Genomic DNA, 18,749 nt, shown 5'->3' on the forward strand with positions numbered 1-18,749 from the left:
TGAGTCGTCTCTCGCGCAGCGGGGCTCGCCGCGCGTCCTGCTGATGACGATTACGACTTGGGCGGCTCCGAACCGAACCACTTCTTGTACAGCGTCGCGTAGCGGCCGTCGGTCTTCATCTTGGCCAACTCTGCGTTGACCTTGGCGACCAGCGGACTTCCCTTCGGAAAACCGATGCCGTATTTGTCGCCGCTGACCGGCGTGCCGGCGACCTGCACTTTGCCTTTGCCGGCGGTGCTGACGAAATAGAGCACATTCGGCGTGTCGTGCATGGCGGCATCCACCCGGCCTGCTTCCAGCGCGAGATAGGCCTGGTCGATGTTCGGGAACTGCTGGATTTCCTTGGGCTTCAGATGCGCCTTGATCCAGTCGATGGTGGCGGTGCCTGTTTTGGCCGCAATGACTTTCCCATTCAGGTCGTCGATGGATTTGATGCTGGTGTTGCCGGTTTGCACCATCGCGGCGAGCCCGCTGTCATAGTACGGATCGGAGAAATCGATCGCCTTCTTGCGTTCTTCCTTGATCGTCATGCCCGAAAGCGCGACATCGATGTTCTGCGTCTGCAGGGCCGAGATGAGTCCGCTGAAATCCATCGGTTGAATCTTGTATTTCCAACCCTGATCTTTCGCGATTTCTGCCCACAAATCGAGGTCGAAGCCGACATACTTGTCGCCCTGCTTGAATTCGAAGGGCATGAAGGAGGTGTCGGTGCCGACAACGAGTTCTTTGGTGTCAGCGTGGGCGAAGGTTGTGCCGAGCATGGCGACAGCAACCATAGACATGAGGAAGGAGCGACGTCCCATAATTTCTCCGCGGTGGTGGGCAATGTCCCCTGACAAGGTCAAGGGAGGGCTGCCGGACAGCGGGTGGCGTCGCAACATGCAATGCACAACCGGCCCGGAAATCAACAAGTGTTGTCAAAACGGATAATACGACAACAAAAAGTTTGGCAACAGAAATTTTTGCCGGTGCAAACCATGAGGTGAGAACGCTCGTTTCGTTGTGCGGTAATGCGGGGCATCACGGGCGTCAGGTAGTCGGCGGCTTTGGGGCTCGCTGACGCGTCGGTAACACGCATAGGTTTGAGATCGGGCATTTGCCACGATTACCGGCTTGCGAGGGCGCTACGGAAGCTCAATGTGGCCCGCGAGGAAATCCTCACACAATTTTCGCACCGTGTATGATTCCGGCGTCGAAACCATCACTGGCGGGCTCAATTCCTTGCGTATGAGAACGGGGTATTCTCCAGCGTCGCGGCGCGCGCGAATGAGTTGCCACTCGACTAATCCTGCCGTCGACCGGAGATTGGAATCGGCAGGTCCAACTGCGCCGCGATGCGGTCGCTTCCAGACGAACGCAAGGGAACGCCTTGAAGCCTATGTGGGTATCCGGCTTTAGCTGTTTCGATGCCTTGGCGTCAACTCGCGCAGCCGGCGTAGGTTGTCGGCGAGTGAGCTAAGAAGTTGCGCCAACATCTGGAGTCCAGCAACTTGCAGATAACCGTAGATGCCGCATGCAGTGCAGATTACAGATGCAAAAAGCCCTTATCTGAAGGGCGTTTGATCAAGAAACGCCCCGCGTGACAAGCCCCTCGCGGGATGATGAAGGAAACGCCGTCGATGCTCGCAGAACAACGTCACCAATACATCCTGGCGCAAGTCGCCAAAACCGGCGCGCTCTCGGTCGCGGAGCTGGTGCGCGAACTGAACGTGTCGCGCGAGACCATTCGCCGTGACCTGAACGCGCTGGCCGGGCGCGGCCTGCTGGTCACGACTCATGGCGGCGCACTGTCGAGCGACCGGCGCGAGCCCGACCTCGATACACGCGAAGCCGCGAATGCCGGCGCGAAGCGCGCCATCGGCGAGCGCGCGGCGGAGTTCGTGCCGGACGGCGCGTCCCTGATCATCGATTCGGGCAGCACCACGCAGGCGGTGGCGCGGGCGTTGCTCGACCGGCATCGCTTGTCCGTGTACACGAACGACTGGCGGATCGCGCTGCTGCTCGGCCGCCGCAACGACAATCGCATCACGCTGCTGGGCGGCGAATTGTCCGACATCGAAGACGCCACCTTCGGGCTCGATACCGTCCATCAACTGACGCAGTATCACGCGGACTTTGCCTTCATCGGCGCGGGCGGGATTTCGCCGGACGGCTATCTGACCGACTACAGCCGCATGGCCGCCGAGGTGCGCAGCCGCATGATCGCCGCGGCGGACATGGTGGTGGTCGTCGCCGATCATTCGAAGTTCGGCCGCGTGACGCCGGTGCGTATCAACGGTATCGAGTCGGCGCGCTATCTGGTGACCGAACTGGCTCCCGAGCGCACGCTCGGCAAGGCCATCACGGCGCACGGGCCGGAAATCCTGATTGCCTGAGCGGCGCTCATTGACTGCCGCTGGCGGCGGGCGTCCCTGCGTCGAATGCCGCCGGGCCGCCTTCAAGATGCAGCCGATCCGGCTCGCACTGTGCTGTCGTTCACCTTAATCGCGCGGATGCAACACACGCGCCGCGTTTCCACTATCCCCATCCGCTGCAATATTCCGATTGACCGGGCACAATACGCGCCGTCGATCGGAACCAGCCGACAGGCGCGGCGTGTCGGCTGCGCAAAATTCGTGGCAAAAGCGACCTTCGCCACGAACTTGCGCTGCCGCGAAGCGTTACGCATACATCGTCATTTTCGCCATGTAGGATCGCGTTGAGTCGGCACATAGGGTGTCAGGCGTGGCCGGACCGGCTCGGTTCCAGCCATCGCGCAAGCCTTTGTCGTTGTCTGAACGAGCGCCGCCCCGCACGGCGACGGCAGAATTGATTTGGATATTATTGGCGAATTGTGTCATTTTTTGGAAATCGGCAAAATCGTCATGGCGCTGTCATGGAAACCTGTGATCCTTGCCGTGCCCATTCAGGCAAGGCCGGCGGCGCGAGTATCGTAGCGGGGCTGTGAGTCAGGCTGGAAAGAGGCGACAAGAGGACAGCGAAGTTGTTGGCAATCTGCAATCCGCATGAATCCGCACGACAGCTTCGTGCGGGCAACACGCAAGCGGCGCGGCGCTACCGCCGTTCAATCACAACAGGTATCGGGATCTCCCGACCGTCTGGTTTTTTGCCTTTCGGAGAAAACGACATGACAAAGACAAATTCCCTTCACGCCACGGCCGGCCTCGCTCGCAAACTGCTGCCGGCGCTGGTCGCCGCGGCAGCATTCGGCGCCACGGCCATGCAGGCGCACGCGGCCGACGCCGTGGTGCTGTACACCGCCGACGGCCTCGAGAATCTCTACAAGGATGTGCTGCCGGCCTTCGAAAAGAAGGAAGGCGTGAAGGTCAACATCGTCACGGCGGGTAGCGGCGAAGTGGTGAACCGCGCCACCATCGAAAAAGATCAGCCGAAGGCGGACGTACTCGTCACGCTGCCGCCGTTCATTCAGCAAGCCGACCAGAGCGGCCTGCTGCAGGCTTATCAGAGCGCCAACTACAAGAACGTGCCGGCGATCGCCAAGGCGCCGAACGGCGCGTGGGCGACTTTCGTGAACAACTACTTCTCGTTCGCGATCAACCCGGAAGTCACCAAGACCCAGCCGAAGACCTTCGCCGACCTGCTGCACCCGGACTTCAGCGGCAAGGTTGCCTACTCGAACCCTGCCACGGCGGGCGACGGCATGGCGGTGATCATCCTCACCTCGTCGCTGATGGGCGAAGACAAGGCGTTCGACTATCTGAAGAAGCTCGAAAACAGCGCCAAGTTCCACACCAAGGGCACGGGCTACCTCGACGTGCTGCTCTCGCGTAACGAGATCGCGGTTGCCAACGGCGACCTGCAAATGGATCTGGACGACGCAGCCAACGGCGGCCTGTCGCTCAAGCCGATTTTCCTCGCGCACGAAGGCGGCCAGCCGACCACGTTCCAACTGCCGTACGCCATCGGCCTGATCAAGAACGGTCCGAACCAGGCGGAAGGCAAGAAGCTGATCGACTACCTGATGTCGACGGAAGTGCAGGCGAAGGTACCGGACATCTTCGGCATTCCGGCGCGCACCGACGTGCCGCTCACCGGCAAGAACGGCGAAGCGGTCAAGCAGGCGATCGCGGGCGTGAAGCTGATTCCGGTGGACTGGAATCATGTGATGGCGAAGAAGGCCGACTGGACGGCGCGCTGGAAGAACGATGTGATCGGTTCGTCGGGCAAGCAGATCGAAGTGGTCAAACCGAAGTAAGCCGTCGTTCGTCGCGTTATCGACGTCACCCGGTCACGTAACCGGGCGACGTCGCGGAATCAGGCGGCGCCTGCGGAATCCCGAGGCGCTGCGTCAGCATTAATCCAGTTGGAGGGTGAACCCGGTGAATACCGCCAGTCTTGCTCAGCCAGGCGCGCTCGGCGCCGCACCGGACACGCTCGATGCCGCGCGTTCGACTACGCCGGGCGGCGTGCAGATCGATCATCTGACGGTGCGCTTCGGTTCGCGCACGGTGCTCGACGACCTGTCGTTGACCATCCAGCGCGGCGAGTTGCTTACCGTGCTCGGCCGCAGCGGTTGCGGCAAGACGACGTTGTTGCGCTTCATCGCCGGGTTTATCGAAGCGGACGGCCTCGCTGGCACGCTGACCGTGGCCGGTCACGATCTCACGCACGTGCCGCCGCATAAGCGCAATCTCGGTCTGCTGTTCCAGAGCTATGCGCTGTTTCCTCATTTGTCGGTGTTCGAGAACGTGGCCTTCGGGTTGCGCGCGCGCCGCACGCCGTCCAAAGATGTCGCGCGCCGCGTCGCCGACGCGCTTAAGCTCGTGCAGCTCGGCGACGCCGGCCATGTGATGCCCGCGCAATTGTCGGGCGGCATGCAGCAGCGCGTGGCGCTCGCGCGCGCACTCGTGATCGAACCCGATGTGCTGCTGCTCGACGAACCCCTTTCCGCACTCGACGCCAATCTGCGCGCCTCGGTGCGTTCCGAACTCAAGGCGCTGCACGAGCGCCTGCCGAATCTGACGATCGTCTGCGTGACGCACGATCAGGACGACGCGCTGGTGCTGTCCGACCGCACGCTGTTGATGCGCGAAGGCCGCATCGCCCAGCTCGGCACGCCGCAGCAGTTGTACGACACGCCCGCCGACGGTTTCGTCGCGCGTTATCTGGGCGCGGCCAATCTGCTGCCGCCGCAGGTCGCCTTCGGTTTGGGCGACGCACGCTATAACGAGCGCGATCGCGTGGCCTGTCTGCGTCCGGAGGCGTTACGGATCGTGCCGCTCGGCGAAGGGCAGTTGCACGGCGCGATCACGTCGGTCGAATGGTATGGCGCTGTGTTGTCGGTCTCCGTCGCACTGGACGCGATGCCCAACGAGCCTGTGCTCGTCACCATGCCGCGCGGCCACGGCATGATGCCGGAGAAGGGCGCGCGCATTTCCCTGCGTTACGAGGCTGACGATGTCGTCCTTATCAACCCCTGATACGCCCAATCCGCTCGGCTCGGCCACAGCCGATGCCGCCGCCGCGCGCCGCAGCGCCAGCGCCGCTTCGCACACGGCCGCGGTAAAGCGTCGCGAACGCGCGGCGCAATGGCATCTGTTGTTCATCCTGGTGGTGGTGCTTGGGCCGCTGGTCGTCTATCCGCTCGTGCGCCTGGTGCTGCTGAGCCTGACCGGCCCTCACGGCCTGAGCCTGCACGCTTACTCGGCGTTCTTCGGCAATCCGGAAACGAGCGGCGTGATCGGCACGACGCTGTGGATTCTGTTCGCCAGCGCCGGGCTCGCGTCGCTGCTCGGCGTTGCGCTGGCGTCGCTCCTGTTCTTCAAACCGTTTCCCGGCGCGCGGATGATCACGCGCTTTCTCGAACTGTTCGTCGCGTTCCCGTCGTTTCTGGTCGCCTTCACGCTGATCTTTCTGTACGGCTCGCAAGGCTCAGTCAGCATCGGCTTGCAGCGGCTCTTTCATCTGCAGGCGCCGCCGCTCGACTTCCTGTTCGGCGTGGGCGGCGTGATTCTCGCGGAAGTGGTGTTCTACGCGCCGTTCGTCGTGCGTCCCACACTGGCTTCGTTCGCCACGCTCGACATGCGGCTGATCGAAGCCGCGCGAAGTCTCGGTGCGAGCGGCTGGATGGTCGCGTTCAAGGTGATTCTGCCGCTCGCGTGGCCGGGCATCGCGGCCGGGACGATTCTTTGCTTCCTGCTCACGCTCAACGAGTTCGGCATTCTGCTCGTGCTCGGCAGCGCGCACCTGATCACGCTGCCGGTGGCGATCTACAGTTCCGCCACCGTCGATCTCGATCTGCCGACCGCCGCCGCCGGCGCGGTCGTGATGCTGATCATGTCTTTGTCGCTGTACGCGTTGTACCGCCAGGTCAACCGTCGCAAGGTGAAGGGAGCGGGCCATGGCCGTTGAACTCGACCCGACCGTTTTGCCGGTCATGCACAAGAAAGCGCGGCCGGTGCGCCGCAGTCTGGCGGTGCGCATGCTCGGCGGCGTGTTGCTCGGCCTGGCGGGGTTGCTGTGCTTCTGGCTGTTCGTGTTGCCGGTGCTGGTCGTCGCACTGTCGAGCGTGGCCGCGCACTGGTCCGGCACGATCCTGCCCGACGGCTTCAGCATGCGCTGGTTCGAGCGTCTTGGTTCGAGCGATTTCGACGCGCTCACCACGAGCCTCGAAATCGGCATGGGCGTCGCGGTGCTCGGCACGATTCTCGGCCTGTGGCTCGCGCTGGCGCTCGAAGGGCGCGACCGCCGCGGCCTCGGCGCGATCGTCGACACCATCGCGATGATGCCCAACGGCGTGCCGAGCGTGGTGCTCGGGCTCGCGGTGCTGATCGCGTATCACAAGCGGCCGTTCGATCTGTCGAGCTCCGCGGCGATCGTCGTGTTCGTGCAATTGGCGCTGGTGCTGCCGTTCTGCTACCGCTGCGCCGCCGCCGCATTGCGCCCGGAACTGACGATTCTGCGCGAAGCCGCGGCAAGCCTCGGTGCGCCGCCTTCCATGGTGTTGCGCCGCGTCGTGCTGCCGCAACTGGTGCCGGCGATCCGCGCTAGTCTCGCGCTGGGCTTCGCGCTCTCGCTCGGCGAACTCGGCGCCACGCTCACCGTGTATCCGCCGGGATTCGCGACGGTGCCGATCGTGGTCGTCGGCCAGGTGGAGCGCGGCTATTACCTGCCGGCTTCCGCGCTGTCGCTGATTCTTCTGCTGGTCTCGCTTGCTGCGCTGTTGCTGATCGCGGCGCGCGTCCCACGCCGTCGGGTCGACTGACGCCCGAACCCTGAACGTTGTGTTTGCGCGCCATGACGGCGCGCAAGCCCATACACATATCGATGTGGCAAAATTTGTCAAAATGACCGAATATATGCAAACTGCTTCTGTCGATCCGATTGAGGTTGTGCGCAGGCATTCGCTCACGACGCTGGTTCGCGACGAGATCGAGCGGCACATCATCGAGGGGGCGCTCGCGCCCGGCGACAAGCTCAACGAAGCCGACTGGGCGGCGCGCCTGCAGGTGTCGCGCGGTCCGGTGCGCGAGGCGTTTCGCGCGCTGGAGCAGGCCGGACTCGTGCGTACCGAGAAGAACCGCGGTGTGTTCGTACGGACGGTGTCGCTGGCGGAAGCGGATGAGATTTACGCGGTGCGCGCGGTGCTCGAAGAGGCGGCGTGCCGGATGCTAGCGGCGAGTATCGATGCCCGCACGCTCGCCGTGTTGCGCGACTGGCTCGACGCGATGCGCGCGGCGCTCGACGCCGAGGATCACGATGCCTATGCGCGCGCGAACGTGGCGTTTCACGATGCGTTGGTGGCGGCATCGGGTAATTCGAAGCTGTATGAAACGTACCGGCGCCTGGTGTGCGAATTGAGTCTGTTTCGACGTGCCGCGTTGGTGGTGCATGCCGACGCGATGGAGCGCTCGCTTGCCGAGCATCGCGCGATCTTGACGGCGCTCGCTTCGCGCGACGCCGAGCATGCCGCGGCGTTGATGCATGCGCACGTGAACGGCGGCTTGCGGCGCGCCCACGCGGCGTGCGAAACGGCGGGGCCGTTGAACGTGTTGCGGCCGCCGGCGGCGTCGAACGATTGAGATGGCTGCAACGAACTGACTACGACGCGTGTGTCCGGCACGCATGGAAGGGAACGATGGCGAATACAAGCGAACGCACGATCGAAGTCAACGGCCGCAGCTACCGGCTGCCCTCGCAACCGACGGTGGTGGTGTGCGTCGACGGCTGCGAATTCGATTATCTCGAAGCCGCGGTCGCGGCGGGTGTCGCGCCGTTCATCGGCAAGATGCTCAAGGGCGGCGGCGCCTTCAAGGGCGACTGCGTGATCCCGTCGTTCACCAACCCGAACAATCTGTCGATCGTGTGCGGCGTGCCGCCTTCGGTGCACGGCATCTGCGGCAATTACTTCTGGGACCCGGACGCGAACGGCGGCGAGGGCGCGGAAGTGATGATGAACGACCCCGCGTATCTGCGCGCGGGCACCTTGCTCGCCGCTGCCGCCGAAGCCGGCGCCGCAGTCGCCGTGGTCACCGCGAAAGACAAGTTGCGCCGCCTGCTCGGCTGGCAGTTGAAGGGCATCTGTTTCTCGGCGGAGAAAGCCGACAAGGTGACGCTCGAGGAAAACGGCATCGGCGAAGTACTCGATCTGGTCGGCATGCCGGTGCCCGACGTGTATAGCGCGGGGCTGTCCGAATTCGTGTTTGCCGCCGGCGTGCGGCTCGCGCAAACGCGCAAGCTCGACCTGATGTATCTGTCGACCACCGACTATATCCAGCACAAATGGGCGCCGGGCACCGAGGGCGCGAACGCGTTCTACGCGATGATGGACGGCTACCTCGCGAAGCTCGACGCGCTCGGCTGGGTGATCGGCCTGACCGCCGACCACGGCATGAATGCGAAGCACGATCCGCAGACCGGCGAGCCGAACGTGATCTATCTGCAGGACGTACTCGACGACTGGCTCGGCGCCGGCCGCGCGCGTGTGATTCTGCCGATCACGGATCCGTATGTGGTGCATCACGGCGCGCTCGGTTCTTTCGCGACCGTCTATCTACCGCGCGATGTCAGCGTCGCGCAGGTGATCGAGCGGATCGGCGGCTTGCAGGGGGTCGATACTGTGCTAGACAACGCGGCGGCCTGCGAGCGTTTTGAACTGCCGAACGACCGCGTTGGCGATATCGTCGTGGTCAGCACGAAGCACGTCGTGCTCGGCACGCGGCGCGCTGAACACGATCTGTCCGGGTTGACCGTTCCGTTGCGCTCGCATGGCGGGATTTCCGAGCAGGAAGTGCCGCTGCTGTTCAACCGGCGTGTCGAAGCGTTGCCGCCCAGCGGCGGCGATGGCGGCAAGAGGCTGCGCAACTTCGATATCTTCGACATCGCCTTGAATCGCGTGTCGTCATCATGAACGCCGTGCTGCGGGACCATCCGGCTTTTCGGGCGGAAGCGCTGCGGCTCAAAGGCGAGCGCGTGACGCGCTCGCGCACGCTCGACGTGTTCGATCCTTATACGGGAACGCGCGTGGGCACGGTCCCGCTGGCGAGCGTCGACGACGTGCGTGCCGCGTTCGAGTACGCGGCGGCCTATCAGACCCAGCTCACGCGTTACGAGCGCTCGCAGATTCTGGAGCGCGCGGCTTCGCTCATGCGAGAGCGGACCGAAGAGGCGTCGGATCTGATTTCGCTCGAGTCGGGTTTGTCGAAGCAGGACTCGCGGTATGAGATCGGCCGCGTCGCCGATGTGTTGAAGTTCGCGTCGATCGAGGCATTGCGCGACGACGGACAGAGCTTCTCCTGCGATCTCACGCCGCACGGCAAGAAGCGCCGCGTGTTTTCGCAGCGCGAGCCGCTGGCGGGCGTCATTGTCGCGATTACGCCGTTCAACCATCCGATGAACCAGGTCGCGCATAAGATCGCGCCGGCCATCGCGACGAACAATCGGGTCGTGCTGAAGCCATCGGAAAAGGTGCCGCTGTCGGCGCTGTATCTCGCCGATGTCCTGTACGAAGCCGGTCTGCCCGCGCCGATGCTGCAGGTGCTGACCGGCGATGCGCGCGAAATCGCCGATGAACTGATCACGCATCCGTTGGCGGAACTCGTCACGTTCACGGGCGGCGTGGCGATCGGCAAATATATTGCGGGCAAGGCGGCGTACCGGCGCGTCGTGCTGGAACTGGGCGGCAACGATCCGCTGATCGTGCTCGACGACGCCGATCTCGAACGTGCGGCGACGCTTGCCGTGCAGGGCTCGTATAAGAATTCCGGGCAGCGTTGTACCGCGGTCAAGCGGATGCTGGTGCAGAAAAGCGTGGCCGCGGATTTCGCCGATCTGGTCGTCGAGAAGACGCGCGCCTGGTCTTTTGGCGATCCGTTCGATGCATCGAACCAGATGGGCACGGTGATCGACGTCGCCGCTGCGCAGCTGTTCGAGGCGCGTGTGAATGAGGCGGTGGCGAGCGGGGCGCGTCTGCGGATCGGCAATCAGCGTAAGGGCGCGTTGTATGCGCCGACGGTGCTCGACGGCGTCGATCCGTCCATGACGCTGGTGCGCGAGGAAACCTTCGGACCGGTGTCGCCAATCATCACCTTCGACACAATCGACGACGCGATTCGCATTGGCAATGGCACGGCGTTCGGGTTGTCGTCGGGCGTGTGCACGAACCGGCAGGATGCGATCACGCGCTTCATCAACGAATTGCGCGTGGGAACGGTCAACGTGTGGGAAGTGCCCGGCTACCGGATCGAGTTGACGCCGTTCGGCGGCATCAAGGACTCCGGGCTTGGCTATAAGGAAGGCGTTCAGGAAGCCATGAAGAGCTTCACCAATCTGAAGACCTTTTCATTACCGTGGGAGTGAGAGCGTGGCATTGAGTGTGAAGGATATTCGTTCCCTGTTCGAGCAGTACGGCAAGCTGGCCTATAGCGGCGAGCCGGTGACGCAACTCGAACATGCGTTGCAGAGTGGTTTATTGGCCGAAGAGGCTGGCGCTGACGAGGAACTGGTTGCCGCGGCGTTTCTGCACGACCTTGGCCACCTGCTCAATCTGCAAGGCGAGACGCCGACGGAGCGGGGCATCGACGATCTGCATCAGTATTTTGCGCTGCCGTTCTTGCGGCCGGTTTTGTCGAGCGCGGTGTTGGAGCCGATCCGTTTGCACGTCGACGCCAAGCGCTGCCTGTGCGCCATCGACGACACGTATTTCGGCCAGCTTTCCGCCGATTCGGTGCGGAGCCTGGAGTTACAGGGTGGCATTTTCAGCAAGGAGGAGGCTGAGGCGTTCCTGCAAAAGCCTTACGCGGAAGACGCGTTGCGTCTGCGCAGATGGGACGATCTTGCCAAAGAAGAGAATCGCGCGACGCCGGATCTTGACCACTATTTAGGTGTGGTTGAACGAGTGATGCTGATGCACGCGGCTGTTTGATTATGCGTTCGGGACCGTCGGGGATAGCGCGGGTTTTCGGTCCCGTTTTCGGTTTTTTTGCACTTGCTGGTCGTCCGGTTTTGTCGTCGTCCTCGCGCCGTTTCTGGCGCAATCCATGCCTATCAAAATAACGCTTGCAAGGCGGAGTCTGGCTCGCTAGAATCTCGCTCTTTCGTGCTTCGGACAACGGAGCACGGGAGGCGGGAGAGCCAGCAGTGGCAAGGCTTTCAGCGAAGCGGGCAGGTTCAGGAAGTTAGAAAAACCTGTTGACGGCGTAGCGGAAGTTCTTCATAATCTCGTTTCTCTGCTGCTGATGCAGCGACGCAGAACGAAGCGGTGCCGGGTGGTTGTGATGTTGGCGACCTGCGGTGCGGATTCGGTGGTGAATGCGTAATCGATCTTTAAAAATTAACAGCCGATAAGTGTGGGCGCTTGATGCGCGACGCGCCGGCGGGCCCTTCGGGATCTGCCGGATGAAGCGAAAGTATCAAGTCTCACACAGTAATGAAAGGAAGGTTTTTCCATTGAAAGATGGAGAGATCATTCGTCAGTACGTTGAGTGAGCGACCGGTTCTTAACTGAACCGAAAAACAGTAACAGGTTTGAACTGAAGAGTTTGATCCTGGCTCAGATTGAACGCTGGCGGCATGCCTTACACATGCAAGTCGAACGGCAGCACGGGAGCAATCCTGGTGGCGAGTGGCGAACGGGTGAGTAATACATCGGAACGTGTCCTGTAGTGGGGGATAGCCCGGCGAAAGCCGGATTAATACCGCATACGATCTGTGGATGAAAGCGGGGGATCTTAGGACCTCGCGCTACAGGGGCGGCCGATGGCAGATTAGCTAGTTGGTGGGGTAAAGGCCTACCAAGGCGACGATCTGTAGCTGGTCTGAGAGGACGACCAGCCACACTGGGACTGAGACACGGCCCAGACTCCTACGGGAGGCAGCAGTGGGGAATTTTGGACAATGGGCGCAAGCCTGATCCAGCAATGCCGCGTGTGTGAAGAAGGCCTTCGGGTTGTAAAGCACTTTTGTCCGGAAAGAAAACCTCTGCCCTAATACGGTGGGGGGATGACGGTACCGGAAGAATAAGCACCGGCTAACTACGTGCCAGCAGCCGCGGTAATACGTAGGGTGCAAGCGTTAATCGGAATTACTGGGCGTAAAGCGTGCGCAGGCGGTCCGCTAAGACAGATGTGAAATCCCCGGGCTTAACCTGGGAACTGCATTTGTGACTGGCGGGCTAGAGTATGGCAGAGGGGGGTAGAATTCCACGTGTAGCAGTGAAATGCGTAGAGATGTGGAGGAATACCGATGGCGAAGGCAGCCCCCTGGGCCAATACTGACGCTCATGCACGAAAGCGTGGGGAGCAAACAGGATTAGATACCCTGGTAGTCCACGCCCTAAACGATGTCAACTAGTTGTCGGGTCTTCATTGACTTGGTAACGTAGCTAACGCGTGAAGTTGACCGCCTGGGGAGTACGGTCGCAAGATTAAAACTCAAAGGAATTGACGGGGACCCGCACAAGCGGTGGATGATGTGGATTAATTCGATGCAACGCGAAAAACCTTACCTACCCTTGACATGTATGGAATCCTGCTGAGAGGTGGGAGTGCCCGAAAGGGAGCCATAACACAGGTGCTGCATGGCTGTCGTCAGCTCGTGTCGTGAGATGTTGGGTTAAGTCCCGCAACGAGCGCAACCCTTGTCCCTAGTTGCTACGCAAGAGCACTCTAGGGAGACTGCCGGTGACAAACCGGAGGAAGGTGGGGATGACGTCAAGTCCTCATGGCCCTTATGGGTAGGGCTTCACACGTCATACAATGGTCGGAACAGAGGGTCGCCAACCCGCGAGGGGGAGCCAATCCCAGAAAACCGATCGTAGTCCGGATCGCACTCTGCAACTCGAGTGCGTGAAGCTGGAATCGCTAGTAATCGCGGATCAGCATGCCGCGGTGAATACGTTCCCGGGTCTTGTACACACCGCCCGTCACACCATGGGAGTGGGTTTTACCAGAAGTGGCTAGTCTAACCGCAAGGAGGACGGTCACCACGGTAGGATTCATGACTGGGGTGAAGTCGTAACAAGGTAGCCGTATCGGAAGGTGCGGCTGGATCACCTCCTTTCTCGAGCGAACGTGTCAGTTGCGTAAAAGCAATGCGTTGAGCGCTCACGCTTATCGGCTGTGAAATCAGGACAGACTCAGGGGTCTGTAGCTCAGTCGGTTAGAGCACCGTCTTGATAAGGCGGGGGTCGATGGTTCGAATCCATCCAGACCCACCAAAGTCTTGTCTGGTGTGCTGATCGTCTGAAACCTCTGGGGTAGCTGTATGACTGGGGGATTAGCTCAGCTGGGAGAGCACCTGCTTTGCAAGCAGGGGGTCGTCGGTTCGATCCCGTCATCCTCCACCAATCCTCAATGCGTAGCGTTCTGTGCAAGAAGCAGAGCGTTGTGCATTGGCGATTGAGCCAGTCAGAGTGATATGAAGCAGAGCTTTATATCGGCTGTCGTTCTTTAACAATCAGGAAGAAGTAGTAAAGAGATTCACGAAAGCATACTTAGAGATGGGTGTGCGAGTAGGTGAATCAGGGTTGTGATTGTATCAATGTATGAAAAGAGAGATCGAAAGATCGCTTTTGGAATACGGCGCAACACGAATACTCAACCTGTAGCGAGCGTGGCGAGCGTGTGATTCCCAGTGGATCATGCAGGAGACACACCCGTTATAGGGTCAAGCGAACAAGTGCATGTGGTGGATGCCTTGGCGATCACAGGCGATGAAGGACGCGGTAGCCTGCGAAAAGCGGTGGGGAGCTGGCAAACGAGCTTTGATCCACCGATATCCGAATGGGGAAACCCGGCCCGTATGGGTCATCCGTAGCTGAATACATAGGCTACGTGAAGCGAACGCGGTGAACTGAAACATCTAAGTAACCGCAGGAAAAGAAATCAACCGAGATTCCCAGAGTAGTGGCGAGCGAAATGGGACCAGCCTGCATTCTTTATCTGAACTGTTAGCCAAACGCTCTGGAAAGTGCGGCCATAGCGGGTGATAGCCCCGTAGGCGAAAACAGATTGGAAGAACTAGGTATGCGACAAGTAGGGCGGGACACGTGAAATCCTGTCTGAAGATGGGGGGACCATCCTCCAAGGCTAAATACTCGTGATCGACCGATAGTGAACCAGTACCGTGAGGGAAAGGCGAAAAGAACCCCGGGAGGGGAGTGAAACAGATCCTGAAACCGCATGCATACAAACAGTCGGAGCCTTTGAAAGAGGGTGACGGCGTACCTTTTGTATAATGGGTCAGCGACTTACATTCAGTGGCAAGCTTAACCGATTAGGGCAGGCGTAGCGAAAGCGAGTCCGAACAGGGCGATTCAGTCGCTGGGTGTAGACCCGAAACCAGGTGATCTATCCATGGCCAGGATGAAGGTGCGGTAACACGTACTGGAGGTCCGAACCCACTAACGTTGAAAAGTTAGGGGATGAGCTGTGGATAGGGGTGAAAGGCTAAACAAACCTGGAAATAGCTGGTTCTCTCCGAAAACTATTTAGGTAGTGCCTCGTGTATCACCTTCGGGGGTAGAGCACTGTCATGGTTGTGGGGTCCATTGCGGATTACTACGCCATAGCAAACTCCGAATACCGAAGAGTGCAATCACGGGAGACAGACATCGGGTGCTAACGTCCGGTGTCAAGAGGGAAACAACCCAGACCGCCAGCTAAGGTCCCCAAATATTGCTAAGTGGGAAACGAAGTGGGAAGGCTAAAACAGTCAGGAGGTTGGCTTAGAAGCAGCCATCCTTTAAAGAAAGCGTAATAGCTCACTGATCGAGTCGTCCTGCGCGGAAGATGTAACGGGGCTAAGCAATATACCGAAGCTGCGGATGCACATTTATGTGCATGGTAGGAGAGCGTTCCGTAAGCCTGCGAAGGTGCACTGGAAAGTGTGCTGGAGGTATCGGAAGTGCGAATGCTGACATGAGTAGCGATAAAGGGGGTGAAAAGCCCCCTCGCCGTAAGCCCAAGGTTTCCTACGCAACGTTCATCGGCGTAGGGTGAGTCGGCCCCTAAGGCGAGGCAGAAATGCGTAGCTGATGGGAAGCAGGTTAATATTCCTGCACCATTGTTAAATGCGATGGGGGGACGGATCGCGGAAGGTTGTCCGGGTGTTGGAAGTCCCGGTCCTTGCATTGGAGAAGGCGCTTTGGCAAATCCGGGCGCGGAATTCAAGGGTGCGAGGCCATTCACTTCGGTGAAGAAGCAATCGGAAGTGGTTCCAAGAAAAGCCTCTAAGCTTCAGTTTAACAAGACCGTACCGCAAACCGACACAGGTGGGCGAGATGAGTATTCTAAGGCGCTTGAGAGAACTCGGGAGAAGGAACTCGGCAAATTGGTACCGTAACTTCGGGATAAGGTACGCCCCTGTAGCCTGACTGGCCTGCGCCAGAAGGGTGAAGGGGTTGCAATAAACTGGTGGCTGCGACTGTTTAATAAAAACACAGCACTCTGCAAACACGAAAGTGGACGTATAGGGTGTGACGCCTGCCCGGTGCCGGAAGATTAAATGATGGGGTGCAAGCTCTTGATTGAAGTCCCGGTAAACGGCGGCCGTAACTATAACGGTCCTAAGGTAGCGAAATTCCTTGTCGGGTAAGTTCCGACCTGCACGAATGGCGTAACGATGGCCACACTGTCTCCTCCCGAGACTCAGCGAAGTTGAAGTGTTTGTGATGATGCAATCTCCCCGCGGCTAGACGGAAAGACCCCATGAACCTTTACTGTAGCTTTGCATTGGACTTTGAACCGGTCTGTGTAGGATAGGTGGGAGGCTTTGAAGCGTGGACGCCAGTCTGCGTGGAGCCGACCTTGAAATACCACCCTGGTTTGTTTGAGGTTCTAACCTTGGTCCGTAATCCGGATCGGGGACAGTGCATGGTAGGCAGTTTGACTGGGGCGGTCTCCTCCCAAAGTGTAACGGAGGAGTACGAAGGTACGCTAGGTACGGTCGGAAATCGTGCTGATAGTGCAATGGCATAAGCGTGCTTAACTGCGAGACCGACAAGTCGAGCAGGTGCGAAAGCAGGTCATAGTGATCCGGTGGTTCTGTATGGAAGGGCCATCGCTCAACGGATAAAAGGTACTCTGGGGATAACAGGCTGATACCGCCCAAGAGTTCATATCGACGGCGGTGTTTGGCACCTCGATGTCGGCTCATCTCATCCTGGGGCTGTAGCCGGTCCCAAGGGTATGGCTGTTCGCCATTTAAAGAGGTACGTGAGCTGGGTTTAAAACGTCGTGAGACAGTTTGGTCCCTATCTGCCGTGGGCGCTGGATATTTGAAGGGGGCTGCTCCTAGTACGAGAGGACCGGAGTGGACGAACCTCTGGTGTACCGGTTGTCACGCCAGTGGCATCGCCGGGTAGCTATGTTCGGAAGAGATAACCGCTGAAAGCATCTAAGCGGGAAACTCGCCTTAAGATGAGATATCCCCGGGGCTTCGAGCCCCTTGAAGGGTCGTTCAAGACCAGGACGTTGATAGGTCAGGTGTGGAAGCGCAGTAATGCGTTAAGCTAACTGATACTAATTGCCCGTAAGGCTTGATCCTATAACAGGTGTGTTTTGCGATGATCGTCAGTGCTTCAGCACTGACGGGCATCCCACCCCCGAAGGGGGCAAGGACACTCAGGTTAAGTGATCGTGTTGTGCCAGAAACAACACAACCCCAACAGCTTTACCCCTGGTGAGCATCACCAGAAACTACTTCTTCCCGATTGGTTGCATTGCTCCACGAGCAGTGCAGCAACAAGTCATGCCTGATGACCATAGCGAGTCGGTCCCACCCCTTCCCATCCCGAACAGGACCGTGAAACGACTCCACGCCGATGATAGTGCGGATTACCCGTGTGAAAGTAGGTAATCGTCAGGCTCCCCAGCAGCAGACAGAAACCCCACCCCGCAAAGGTGGGGTTTCTGCGTTTACAACCCCACCGTACAACCCGCCTTCACTCCCGCCCCATCCGCCGTGCATCCGCGTAGCCCGTCAGTTCCAGATACGCCCGTCCCACATCCACACCTTCGCGGCTCACCCGCACTGCGCCTTCCCAGTACACCGCGCCCGTCGATTGACCGAGTACGCGGTGCGACGCTTCGCCATGGGCGGCGCACCCTGCTCAAAAGGATAGCTGTCCACGAAAGCGGGTCTAGTCCAGTTCGGGCTGGGTCGGAACTTCAACGGGTTCCACGTTAGAGTGGGGCTTAAATATAGGCGTAAGACCACCTCAAAGTTTATGCGCTACCTCATGTCCGGTTTTCACCGGAGCCGGCCCGTCGGCCTGCGCTTCTCCGACTTCCGCGAGCAGCGCCTCATCGCGTGCGATGACTTTTGGCAGATGGGTGCGCAGGAATTCAACCCAGGTCCGCGTCTTCGCGTCGATGAACTTACGCGACGGATACAGCGCATAAACATGCATCTTCTGCGCGGTATAGTCCGGCAACACGCGCACTAGCGTGCCATCACGCAATCCGGAAATGGCGGCGTACAGCGGCACCATGCCAATGCCCATCCCTTCGCGAATCGCGACAATCAGCGATTCAGCGATGTTCACGTGCACCGGCCCATTCACCTCCATCATTTCGCTGCCATTCGGCCCATCGAGCACCCACTCGTGCGGCGGAAACGCCGGCGTGTGCAGGATCAGACATTCGTGGTGCGCCAGATCGGCGGGCTGCTGCGGCGCGCCGTGTGCGCGCACATACGCGGGCGATGCGCACATGATGCTAAAAGTCGTCCCCAACGGAAGCGACACGAGTTCCGAATCAGGCAAGGTGGAAGCGCCGATCACCGCGACATCGGCGCTACCTTCGAAAAGATCCGGCATGCGCTGCGACAATGTCAGTTCGACCGTGACTTCCGGATACAGTGCGCGATAACGCGAAATGGCCGGCAAAACGTAGTGCTGGCCGATGCTGGCAAAGCTGTGCATCCGCAAAGCGCCGCTTGGCCGCTCATGCGCACAACTGGCTTCTTCTTCCGCCGTGTCGACATCTGCCAGTATCTGCTGACATCGTTTCAGATAACGCTCGCCTGCCGTGGTGAGCGCAAGTCGTCGCGTCGAGCGGTTGAGCAGCCGCGTGCGCAAATGAGCTTCGAGTTCCGAGACCGCGCGGGACATCGCGCCGGTCGTTGAATTGAGCGACTGAGCGGCGGCGGTAAAACTACCGGCTTCGACCACGCGCACGAACACTCGCATATTTTGTAACGTATCCATCGATCCTTCCATTTCACGGCTTATGCCGTATTGTCCGCCTGTCCCGGATGCGCATTGTTGTTCATTCTGGAACGGACGTTCC

General features: G+C 60.0%; 11 protein-coding genes, 2 tRNA genes, 3 rRNA genes and 1 pseudogene. 14 read left to right on the forward strand and 3 right to left on the reverse strand.

Annotated elements, in window-relative coordinates:
- Positions 1 to 50 precede the first annotated feature (50 nt).
- Positions 51 to 803 (reverse strand): glutamine ABC transporter substrate-binding protein GlnH, encoded by a 753-nt coding sequence (gene glnH / locus B0G80_RS27725; RefSeq protein WP_116121237.1) that lies wholly within the window; start codon positions 801 to 803, stop codon positions 51 to 53.
- A gap of 816 nt (positions 804 to 1,619) precedes the next feature.
- Between glnH and B0G80_RS27730 the strand changes: the two genes are divergently transcribed.
- From B0G80_RS27730 to rrf, 14 genes are all read left to right on the forward strand, one after another.
- A complete protein-coding gene (locus B0G80_RS27730; RefSeq protein ID WP_106286413.1) occupies positions 1,620 to 2,375 on the forward strand; it encodes a DeoR/GlpR family DNA-binding transcription regulator in 756 nt (251 codons plus the stop codon).
- Between the two features lie 752 nt (positions 2,376 to 3,127).
- Positions 3,128 to 4,216: a 2-aminoethylphosphonate ABC transporter substrate-binding protein gene (gene phnS, locus B0G80_RS27740; RefSeq protein ID WP_106286411.1), complete on the forward strand. Its 1,089-nt coding sequence runs from the start codon at positions 3,128 to 3,130 to the stop codon at positions 4,214 to 4,216.
- Positions 4,217 to 4,340: 124 nt separating this feature from the next.
- Positions 4,341 to 5,441, forward strand: a complete 1,101-nt coding sequence (gene phnT, locus B0G80_RS27745) for a 2-aminoethylphosphonate ABC transport system ATP-binding subunit PhnT (protein ID WP_116121239.1) — start codon at positions 4,341 to 4,343, stop codon at positions 5,439 to 5,441.
- Entirely contained in the window at positions 5,419 to 6,372 is a 954-nt protein-coding gene (locus B0G80_RS27750; protein WP_116121240.1) for a 2-aminoethylphosphonate ABC transporter permease subunit, read from the forward strand. The genes phnT and B0G80_RS27750 overlap by 23 nt, the downstream gene beginning before the upstream one ends.
- The gene (phnV, locus tag B0G80_RS27755) at positions 6,362 to 7,225 is read left to right on the forward strand and encodes a 2-aminoethylphosphonate ABC transport system, membrane component PhnV (protein WP_106286409.1); all 864 of its coding nucleotides are present in this window, start codon (positions 6,362 to 6,364) and stop codon (positions 7,223 to 7,225) included. The genes B0G80_RS27750 and phnV overlap by 11 nt, the downstream gene beginning before the upstream one ends.
- An 82-nt stretch (positions 7,226 to 7,307) precedes the next feature.
- The gene (locus B0G80_RS27760) at positions 7,308 to 8,042 is read left to right on the forward strand and encodes a phosphonate utilization associated transcriptional regulator (protein ID WP_116123736.1); all 735 of its coding nucleotides are present in this window, start codon (positions 7,308 to 7,310) and stop codon (positions 8,040 to 8,042) included.
- A 56-nt stretch (positions 8,043 to 8,098) separates the two neighbouring features.
- Positions 8,099 to 9,370: a phosphonoacetate hydrolase gene (phnA, locus tag B0G80_RS27765; protein ID WP_116121241.1), complete on the forward strand. Its 1,272-nt coding sequence runs from the start codon at positions 8,099 to 8,101 to the stop codon at positions 9,368 to 9,370.
- A complete protein-coding gene (gene phnY / locus B0G80_RS27770; protein ID WP_116121242.1) occupies positions 9,367 to 10,818 on the forward strand; it encodes a phosphonoacetaldehyde dehydrogenase in 1,452 nt (483 codons plus the stop codon). Before phnA ends, phnY begins: the two co-directional genes overlap by 4 nt.
- Before the next feature lie 4 nt (positions 10,819 to 10,822).
- Positions 10,823 to 11,383: a phosphonate degradation HD-domain oxygenase gene (locus B0G80_RS27775; RefSeq protein WP_116121243.1), complete on the forward strand. Its 561-nt coding sequence runs from the start codon at positions 10,823 to 10,825 to the stop codon at positions 11,381 to 11,383.
- Positions 11,384 to 11,987: 604 nt separating this feature from the next.
- A 16S ribosomal RNA gene (locus B0G80_RS27780) occupies positions 11,988 to 13,518 on the forward strand.
- Between the two features lie 80 nt (positions 13,519 to 13,598).
- A tRNA-Ile gene (locus tag B0G80_RS27785) sits at positions 13,599 to 13,675 on the forward strand.
- Positions 13,676 to 13,728: 53 nt separating this feature from the next.
- Positions 13,729 to 13,804, forward strand: a tRNA-Ala gene (locus B0G80_RS27790).
- Between the two features lie 318 nt (positions 13,805 to 14,122).
- Positions 14,123 to 17,004 (forward strand): 23S ribosomal RNA (locus B0G80_RS27795).
- A 207-nt stretch (positions 17,005 to 17,211) separates the two neighbouring features.
- Positions 17,212 to 17,325: ribosomal RNA gene (gene rrf, locus B0G80_RS27800) — 5S ribosomal RNA — on the forward strand.
- The 16S, 23S and 5S rRNA genes sit together here with 2 tRNA genes alongside, the layout of an rRNA operon.
- Positions 17,326 to 17,401: 76 nt before the next feature.
- On the opposite strand, the pseudogene B0G80_RS27805 reads toward rrf, so the two are convergent.
- Both B0G80_RS27805 and B0G80_RS27810 read right to left on the reverse strand, forming a co-directional pair.
- Positions 17,402 to 17,524 (reverse strand): annotated as a pseudogene (locus B0G80_RS27805) (lipocalin family protein); the annotation flags it as partial.
- A gap of 153 nt (positions 17,525 to 17,677) precedes the next feature.
- The gene (locus tag B0G80_RS27810; protein ID WP_116121245.1) at positions 17,678 to 18,667 is read right to left on the reverse strand and encodes a LysR family transcriptional regulator; all 990 of its coding nucleotides are present in this window, start codon (positions 18,665 to 18,667) and stop codon (positions 17,678 to 17,680) included.
- Between the last annotated feature and the right edge of the window lie 82 nt (positions 18,668 to 18,749).

Source organism: Paraburkholderia sp. BL6669N2 (assembly GCF_003387275.1).
GTDB lineage: Bacteria > Pseudomonadota > Gammaproteobacteria > Burkholderiales > Burkholderiaceae > Paraburkholderia.

Excerpts from the sequence above, each read along its gene's own strand:
- glnH (WP_116121237.1), bottom strand. The coding sequence starts at position 803 with ATGGGACGTCGCTCCTTCCTCATGTCTATGGTTGCTGTCGCCATGCTC.
- B0G80_RS27730 (WP_106286413.1), top strand. The coding sequence starts at position 1,620 with ATGCTCGCAGAACAACGTCACCAATACATCCTGGCGCAAGTCGCCAAA.
- phnS (WP_106286411.1), top strand. The coding sequence starts at position 3,128 with ATGACAAAGACAAATTCCCTTCACGCCACGGCCGGCCTCGCTCGCAAA.
- B0G80_RS27750 (WP_116121240.1), top strand. The coding sequence starts at position 5,419 with ATGTCGTCCTTATCAACCCCTGATACGCCCAATCCGCTCGGCTCGGCC.
- phnV (WP_106286409.1), top strand. The coding sequence starts at position 6,362 with ATGGCCGTTGAACTCGACCCGACCGTTTTGCCGGTCATGCACAAGAAA.
- B0G80_RS27760 (WP_116123736.1), top strand. The coding sequence starts at position 7,308 with ATGACCGAATATATGCAAACTGCTTCTGTCGATCCGATTGAGGTTGTG.
- phnA (WP_116121241.1), top strand. The coding sequence starts at position 8,099 with ATGGCGAATACAAGCGAACGCACGATCGAAGTCAACGGCCGCAGCTAC.
- phnY (WP_116121242.1), top strand. The coding sequence starts at position 9,367 with ATGAACGCCGTGCTGCGGGACCATCCGGCTTTTCGGGCGGAAGCGCTG.
- B0G80_RS27810 (WP_116121245.1), bottom strand. The coding sequence starts at position 18,667 with ATGGATACGTTACAAAATATGCGAGTGTTCGTGCGCGTGGTCGAAGCC.